Below are 6,487 nucleotides of genomic sequence, written 5' to 3'. Positions count from 1 at the left end.
TAAGTTGCCTTGTTCTCTTTTCTTCATCAACAAATCCTGTCGGTTTTAACTTTCCGTAGTATCGCTTAATTTCTTGGCAATTTCCCGACAGTCCCACATAGTGTCTACATGAAAGGAGATCAAAACAATGACTGCACCTCAAACGCTGCCGCAGAAAATCACAAAATCCTATGTAGACAAATTGTCTAAACCAGAAACCGGTCAAGCCTTTGTGCGCGATACTGAACTGAAAGGTTTTGCCGTGCGTGTCACTTCATCCGGCGCAAAATCATTCATTCTGGAAAAAGGATTGATGGAAAAGTGAAGCGGTTAACCCTTGGTCGATATCCTGAGCTAACCGTCGAGCAAGCCAGAAAGGAAGCGCATAAATTACTCGGTCATATTGCCGTTGGCCGCAATCCGTCTCTGAGAAAAGGCAGGAAGCCTTGCAAGGTACGACACTGAAACAAGCTTTTGATGATTTCCTTAAACCCGGAAGAATCTTAAAGAGCGAACGCTTTACGATTACCGGCGATTGATGAAAGTCGCATTTGCCGACTGGCAAGACAAAGCAATGACCGGTATTAGCAAAGATATGGTCAGCAAGCGCCATAACAAAATCGGTGCAGAACGAGGCGAGGCCTATGCCAATCTGTTGATGCGTTTCTTACGTGCCCTTTTCAATTTTGCCATCGCTCAATACGAAGATGGCAACGGCAAATCCATTCTGCATGAAAACCCGGTGATGCGCCTTACCCAAACCCGCGCTTGGTATCGGGGATCGTCGCCAGACCGTAATCAAACCCCACCAGCTTGCACATTAGTACCAAGCGGTTATATTACTCAAACAAGATCAAATTTCAAGCCAATCCGCACTGGTGGCTGATTATCTTTTATTTCTTTTGTTTACGGGACTAAGACGTCAAGAGGCTGCAACCCTGAAATGGTCAGCTATTGATTTGAACGACCGATCATTTACATTGACTGATACCAAAAATCATCAACCTTTGACGCTGCCGCTTACAGATTTTATCTATGACTTGTTGGAAAACAGAAAGACTGTAACAAATTCAGAGTATGTTTTTGCCGGGGATGGCAAATCAGGTTATTTGATAGAACCTCGACGCCAAGTGCAGAAAGTCATTCAATCGTCTGGTGTGTATCGTTCACATTGCATGACCTGCGCAGCACCTTCATCACCATTGCCGAAAGTCTCGACATATCTGCTTATGCGCTAAAACGATTGGTCAATCACAAGATGTCCAATGATGTGACGGCTGGCTATATCGTCAGCGATGTCGAACGTTTGCGAAAACCCATGCAGCAAATATCCTCCCAATTACTTCGATATTTCAAAATCTAAGACGATAAGAAAGTATTGCCATTTCAGAAGCACCAAAACGCTTGATATAACATTTTATAACTTATAATATGTGCAAACCTTACAGTCTATTAATACGGTCTCAAGCCAAAAAGAAACTGCAAAGTTTGCCTAGATCAGACCGATTCAGGATTGCCGAGAAACTGGAACAGCTAGGCAGGAATCCTGATGACAGTTCACTGGATATCAAGAAACTGGAAGGTGAGCCCTATTTCCGGCTGAGAGTTGGTAATTGGCGCGTTATTTTTGAACGGCACGATGTTGTTAGAATTATTGCGGTTGAGAAAATCAAACCGCGTGGGGATGCTTACAAATGACACTGCAAAAAATAAAATCCATTCAAGGTAAAGACGAATATGTCCTGTTACCTATAGCGGTTTATCGCACCCTGAGAGACCAGATCGAAAAAGAGTTAGCTGCTTATGAAGCCGATCAGAATGTAGAGAAAACCTTTGAGCCGTTTGTTCTTGAAGATTACGTTGATAATCCCGTGGCATTAGCGCGTATCAAAGCCGGTATTACCCAAGAACAACTGGCGCAGCGTCTTGGTGTCAGTCAAGCCTATATTAGCCAAATTGAGCGCCGCAGTCAGGTAACCAATAAAATGCTTGAACGGGTGCGTATTGTTATTCATGAAACTGAATAAAAGTTTCCAACCTATCCAGTTTATAAGGGCAGCCCATGAAATTAAAGAAACCACTAACTGATAAAGAGCTGGATGAATGGGAAAACAACCGGGATTTAGGCACTGAATTACTGGAATCTGTTCGTCAAATGAAAGCGGGGAAAGGGCGTATCATCATGTCGTCCCTCATATCGACACGTAAGAAATCGGGACTTTCTCAGGCGGAATTCGCTCAACTGTTTGGCGTATCAGTCCGTACCTTGCAAGATTAGGAACAACGTCGCCGCAGTCCCAGTGGCGCAGCAAAAACACTGATTGCTATTCTTGAACGCCATCCTGAAGTGTTGAAGGAAACTGACATTTAACTGCTTCTTCAGATTTGCTCTATCCTTCTTGATTGACTATTCTCAAGAAGTTCACAATTCTTCCCTGATCACTTTTCGGATTGTTTCTTCGATCGTCTTTTTCTGCATAGCTTCTCGCAGGGTTGCATTAATAAGCGTTTGATACCCTCGCCCTCCGGCTTGTTGCTTGAACCAAGCAACTATATCCGCATCAAGCGTGATATTGATTTTCTGTTTCTTCTGCGGCAATGGTTTCAATCCAACTCGAGGCACCGCATGTTTAAAATCATCGTCTGTCCAGATGGGTGCTTCATCCAGATCATCCGAGACTGACAAAGTAGTTTTTTTGTTCATGGCGTTCAGCTTTTCGCATGGAAATAATATGAATCTCATCAGTAGTTTCAGTATGTGTAATAACCACCACTTCAACCCCTAGCAAACCTATCGTGGAATATCTGTTTTCTGTGTAAGCAAACCGTGTGTCCGGTCTGGTTAACGTGTAGCCAGCAAAAACCGTTTCAGCATCGGCAAAGTCCAAGCCGTGCTTTTTCAAGTTGGATTTGCGCTTCGCTTCATTCCACGCAAAGTTCATGGTTTAGATAGTATAGATTAATATCTACATTATCAAGATACAATTTTCTCAAGTGTGCAAGCTATGAGCCGTCAATTAAGATTATTTATTCACAGGATGATTTGTCATGCATGTAAAAAATAATCCCGACTTCAAAACTGTCTGGCAACTTGCCCATGATTGAGCAGATGAGAAGCCCGGTCAAACTGATCCCAATGCAATTTCGCCCAAGCTAAGGCTTGCTATTGATCGCTTAATGCGGGCAATAGGCGGCAGGGAAATTTCCGGTCGATGGAAGGGCTATCGAATCTTTCTTAATGATTCGGTCTTTTCATTTATTTTTGATATCAAGCATGAAATAAGATTTTTTATTTGGGCCATATTTAATACATTCAGCAAGGATTATTTGGATAATTTATGTAAAACGAAATGAAGTGATTATTTGGTGCGACAAAGTAGCTTTACTTGATCCTCCGCCTTGCTGGTCACATAAGAAATTAGCAGCCATTGATCATGTAAATAGTGAATCAGTTGATCCTGATGATGAGAATAATAACTGGTACGAAAAAATAACAGAGCGACGCAGGCAGCAAGTGGTCTGTATCGAATTGGCTAAACAATTATGGATAATATATCCAAATCTTAGTTATGAGGAGATGCAAAACCATCCCATCATGCAGCAATTGGGTTATTCATCCACTTTTTCCTCTAAATCATTTAGAAAATTAGTGCGAGATGTTGCGTCAGAATCTGCACAATCGCCTGGAGCACCTACAAAATCCAAGGAATAGTAAAAACGTAATCATTCCTAAAAAAATAGATAGGTTTCTATTTTTTTAAGCATCTTTTTTTACGTCTTCACTTGCCGCAACTTGACTTCGTATTCACTAATTTACGGAGTCAATTATGCAAAACCCACTACTTACTACTAAACAAGCAGCGCAAATCTTAGGCGTCAGCATCGCATTTCTGGAACGAGACCGCTGGGCAGGGGCGCGGGTGCCTTTCGTCAAGGTAGGCAGTAGAGCAGTTCGCTATCGCTATAGCGATCTGCTCGCCTAATCTTGTACTTATCATTCAACCAGTCAGTATTGAGGTGTGTATGCACACGTCAATACGAGATTGTCAGGAACTGCTGAGTTCTAGTGAAAGCATCGCAGAAAGCATTCTAAATTTACTCGATGAACCGGATGGCAGTGATCAACGATGGCGTGTGCCGATATTCCGGCAATTGCCCAAACGCTTTGCCAAAATCGCTGCACATGATTACAAAGAAACGTATATCTTTGAAGGCAGGCGTAATGCCAATCTTGGCTTGCTTAAAGCCTACGGGCCAATTACCAAAAACAGCATTCCACTCAATGCCAGCGATGACGATCTGAAAGATTTGGCGAAAAACATCGTCAAGGAAATGCAGAAAATCAGCCGCATTTACCAAAATCTGGAATATGCGGTCTCCAGAATGCTACATCGCGCGCAAAAATATGAAATCAGCTTGCCATCACTAGAAACCTCAAACGTTACAATCAAGGGTATCTATACCCGCCTGACCGATGAAATCTGGTGGCTGCAACGATTGCGCAAAATTCATGCGCAAAAGCTGGAACAAGACGCCATCCGTTTAGGGCTTGTGCATAAACGGGCTAGCGCCTATGTCAGCGATGAAACACTGGTAAGACGCAGGGAACAGAAAAAACGCATTCGCCGCATTCTCGATGGACTGATGGCAACCAATGAACTAGTGCAATGTTATACCCTCAGCGAACTGGCGGAACTGGGGCTGGCCAACCCACGCATCCGGCGCAGTGAATTGATGGTGCGTATTTTCGGATTTGAGCTCATCGCTAATGAGCTAGGCCATATTGGCGAATTCTATACCATCACCTGTCCGTCCCGAATGCATGCCAGGCTATCAGTCAGCGCCGAATCCAATCCCAAATACGACGGCACCACACCGAAGCAAGCACAAAACTACTTGAACAAAGTCTGGTCACGAATCCGCGCCAAACTCAAACGAGACGACCTTCCTGTGTATGGTTTTCGCATTGTCGAACCGCAACACGACGGTACGCCACACTGGCACCTATTGTTATTCATGCCCCCCGAGCAAACTGCAAGGGTAAGAGAAATTATGCGGCATTATGCTCTGGAAACGGATGGCGATGAACCCGGAGCGCAAGAGCATCGCTTCAAGGCGATTGCCATTGATAAAAGCAAAGGAACGGCAGTCGGCTACATTGCCAAAGAGAATTCATATGAGAGTCAAAAGCAACTAATTGATAATTTGCCTGACTCTCTCATGCAAAGTTTTTGTATTCAAGCGTCTTATCTTGATAGTCAGGCAAGTGTTCAAAAATTTTCAGAACGTCTATTTGGTAGTCAGAGCCCTTTTGTCTACGCGGAAGAGTTGCTTACAGAGAGGGTTCGAAACTCTTTCGCGCATTTGTTGAAGTGAACCCTGAATCTACTAGTCAAGCGCTTTACAATGTTTTGAGCTCAATATCTCACGATGAGATTCACGATATTAGTGGAAATACACGTAGAAATCTCGTATGGGGATTAGAGAAATCATGTTTTCATGCGGGTGCATTCGAAAAATCTGCCTGGTGCATGTTACTACTGGCTTCAGCTGAGAACGAAACTTGGAGTAATAATGCAACAGGAATGTTTTCACAGCTGTTCAGGGTATATCTTTCTGGAACAGAGGCTGCGCCAAGTGACCGTTTTTATGTCTTAAGGCGGGCGCTTGATCTTAACCGTTTAGAAGTTGATATGGTTGTGCTAGAAGCATTGGATCAAGTAATAAGCACCAATGGTGGAACTCGAACTATTGGCGCAGAATATCAAGGAACGAAAGCTCCGCTAGAAGAATGGCAGCCTGATCTATGGCAGGAAGTATTCGATTTTTGGCAAGAATCCTTCAATTTAATGCTTATATTGCTTGAGCGAGGAGATAAACAAAAAGAAAAAGTGCTCTCCGATATAGGCCACTCAATACGCGGTTTTGTTAATCAGGGTTGCATTGATATGCTGGACGCGGCGATTAAGCATATTATATCTATTAACGGTCGCTATTGGCCCGCTGCTTTGGAAAGTATAAAAAACACCTTTGAATATGATTCAAAGGGATTAAAGCAAGAAGCTTCTGTTGCACTAAACAGCTGGCTTGAACTATTAAGTCCTAAAGATGCTGATTTAGCAGAGAAACTTAAAATTCTTGTGATCAATCCACCTTGGGAGTACCACAAAGGAGATGATGGACACTATGTCGATGTGGCTTACGACAAAGCCAAAGCTTTGGGTATTGAAGTGGCTAAAGATATCGATGCATTAATACCTCATCTTCATTTGCTAGTACAAGGTGATCAAAAAAGAACCTATCCCTTTGGCTATCAATTAGCTCTGGTGCTGCCAGATGTTGATCAGTTACTGAAACAATCTTTCGAGCAGCTTTTGGTTGCTGATCCTACCAACCCCAGCTTTATCTTGGGAGAGACCTTTGCAAAAACATAACTTTACCTGAAGCGTATTCAGTTCAGATTTTTTTGTGAGCAATGAAGTACTTTTTGTAAGCTTTTCGCAAAAAT

The 6,487-nt window shown here is 43.0% G+C and carries 13 protein-coding genes; 11 read left to right on the top strand and 2 right to left on the bottom strand.

Annotated features, from left to right (window positions below; all coding sequences use genetic code 11):
* Positions 1 to 127 precede the first annotated feature (127 nt).
* From BM021_RS16365 to BM021_RS14230, 7 genes are all read left to right on the top strand, one after another.
* Complete coding sequence (locus BM021_RS16365; RefSeq protein ID WP_256207948.1) at positions 128 to 304, top strand: Arm DNA-binding domain-containing protein; 177 nt, start codon at positions 128 to 130, stop codon at positions 302 to 304.
* A complete protein-coding gene (locus BM021_RS16360; protein WP_256207947.1) occupies positions 301 to 444 on the top strand; it encodes an Arm DNA-binding domain-containing protein in 144 nt (47 codons plus the stop codon). The genes BM021_RS16365 and BM021_RS16360 overlap by 4 nt, the downstream gene beginning before the upstream one ends.
* A 73-nt stretch (positions 445 to 517) precedes the next feature.
* On the top strand, positions 518 to 865 hold the full coding sequence (locus tag BM021_RS16355) for a hypothetical protein (RefSeq protein ID WP_256207946.1): 348 nt from the start codon (positions 518 to 520) through the stop codon (positions 863 to 865).
* Positions 858 to 1,217, top strand: a complete 360-nt coding sequence (locus BM021_RS16350; protein ID WP_256207945.1) for a tyrosine-type recombinase/integrase — start codon at positions 858 to 860, stop codon at positions 1,215 to 1,217. Before BM021_RS16355 ends, BM021_RS16350 begins: the two co-directional genes overlap by 8 nt.
* 193 nt (positions 1,218 to 1,410) lie before the next feature.
* On the top strand, positions 1,411 to 1,677 hold the full coding sequence (locus BM021_RS14240) for a type II toxin-antitoxin system RelE family toxin (RefSeq protein WP_090721662.1): 267 nt from the start codon (positions 1,411 to 1,413) through the stop codon (positions 1,675 to 1,677).
* The gene (locus tag BM021_RS14235; protein WP_090721661.1) at positions 1,674 to 2,006 is read left to right on the top strand and encodes a helix-turn-helix domain-containing protein; all 333 of its coding nucleotides are present in this window, start codon (positions 1,674 to 1,676) and stop codon (positions 2,004 to 2,006) included. The genes BM021_RS14240 and BM021_RS14235 overlap by 4 nt, the downstream gene beginning before the upstream one ends.
* A gap of 35 nt (positions 2,007 to 2,041) precedes the next feature.
* Positions 2,042 to 2,257, top strand: coding sequence for a helix-turn-helix domain-containing protein (locus BM021_RS14230; RefSeq protein WP_256207944.1), 216 nt, complete (start codon positions 2,042 to 2,044; stop codon positions 2,255 to 2,257).
* Between the two features lie 144 nt (positions 2,258 to 2,401).
* Here the strand turns inward: BM021_RS14230 and BM021_RS14225 are convergent, their stop codons facing one another.
* Together BM021_RS14225 and BM021_RS14220 are read right to left on the bottom strand one after the other, a co-directional pair.
* A complete protein-coding gene (locus tag BM021_RS14225) occupies positions 2,402 to 2,683 on the bottom strand; it encodes a BrnA antitoxin family protein (protein WP_090721660.1) in 282 nt (93 codons plus the stop codon).
* Entirely contained in the window at positions 2,649 to 2,921 is a 273-nt protein-coding gene (locus BM021_RS14220; RefSeq protein ID WP_090721659.1) for a BrnT family toxin, read from the bottom strand. The genes BM021_RS14225 and BM021_RS14220 overlap by 35 nt, the downstream gene beginning before the upstream one ends.
* Positions 2,922 to 3,334: 413 nt before the next feature.
* Here BM021_RS14220 and BM021_RS14215 point away from each other — a divergent pair, with 413 nt between their 5' ends.
* The 4 genes from BM021_RS14215 (at position 3,335) to BM021_RS14200 (ending at position 6,413) form a co-directional block, all read left to right on the top strand.
* A complete protein-coding gene (locus BM021_RS14215; protein WP_090721658.1) occupies positions 3,335 to 3,691 on the top strand; it encodes a hypothetical protein in 357 nt (118 codons plus the stop codon).
* Positions 3,692 to 3,806: 115 nt separating this feature from the next.
* The gene (locus tag BM021_RS14210) at positions 3,807 to 3,962 is read left to right on the top strand and encodes a helix-turn-helix transcriptional regulator (RefSeq protein ID WP_090721657.1); all 156 of its coding nucleotides are present in this window, start codon (positions 3,807 to 3,809) and stop codon (positions 3,960 to 3,962) included.
* A gap of 40 nt (positions 3,963 to 4,002) precedes the next feature.
* The gene (locus BM021_RS14205) at positions 4,003 to 5,355 is read left to right on the top strand and encodes a replication endonuclease (RefSeq protein ID WP_256207943.1); all 1,353 of its coding nucleotides are present in this window, start codon (positions 4,003 to 4,005) and stop codon (positions 5,353 to 5,355) included.
* Positions 5,352 to 6,413, top strand: a complete 1,062-nt coding sequence (locus BM021_RS14200) for a hypothetical protein (protein WP_143074363.1) — start codon at positions 5,352 to 5,354, stop codon at positions 6,411 to 6,413. The genes BM021_RS14205 and BM021_RS14200 overlap by 4 nt, the downstream gene beginning before the upstream one ends.
* Positions 6,414 to 6,487: the final 74 nt, after the last annotated feature.

This window comes from Nitrosomonas sp. Nm166, assembly GCF_900112825.1.
GTDB lineage: Bacteria > Pseudomonadota > Gammaproteobacteria > Burkholderiales > Nitrosomonadaceae > Nitrosomonas.
This window is presented reverse-complemented; position numbering and strand designations above follow the sequence as displayed.

What these genes read in the sequence shown, in the direction of transcription:
- BM021_RS16365 (WP_256207948.1), top strand. Translation starts at nt 128, where the DNA reads ATGACTGCACCTCAAACGCTGCCGCAGAAAATCACAAAATCCTATGTA.
- BM021_RS16355 (WP_256207946.1), top strand. Translation starts at nt 518, where the DNA reads ATGAAAGTCGCATTTGCCGACTGGCAAGACAAAGCAATGACCGGTATT.
- BM021_RS14240 (WP_090721662.1), top strand. Translation starts at nt 1,411, where the DNA reads ATGTGCAAACCTTACAGTCTATTAATACGGTCTCAAGCCAAAAAGAAA.
- BM021_RS14235 (WP_090721661.1), top strand. Translation starts at nt 1,674, where the DNA reads ATGACACTGCAAAAAATAAAATCCATTCAAGGTAAAGACGAATATGTC.
- BM021_RS14230 (WP_256207944.1), top strand. Translation starts at nt 2,042, where the DNA reads ATGAAATTAAAGAAACCACTAACTGATAAAGAGCTGGATGAATGGGAA.
- BM021_RS14225 (WP_090721660.1), bottom strand. Translation starts at nt 2,683, where the DNA reads ATGAACAAAAAAACTACTTTGTCAGTCTCGGATGATCTGGATGAAGCA.
- BM021_RS14220 (WP_090721659.1), bottom strand. Translation starts at nt 2,921, where the DNA reads ATGAACTTTGCGTGGAATGAAGCGAAGCGCAAATCCAACTTGAAAAAG.
- BM021_RS14210 (WP_090721657.1), top strand. Translation starts at nt 3,807, where the DNA reads ATGCAAAACCCACTACTTACTACTAAACAAGCAGCGCAAATCTTAGGC.
- BM021_RS14205 (WP_256207943.1), top strand. Translation starts at nt 4,003, where the DNA reads ATGCACACGTCAATACGAGATTGTCAGGAACTGCTGAGTTCTAGTGAA.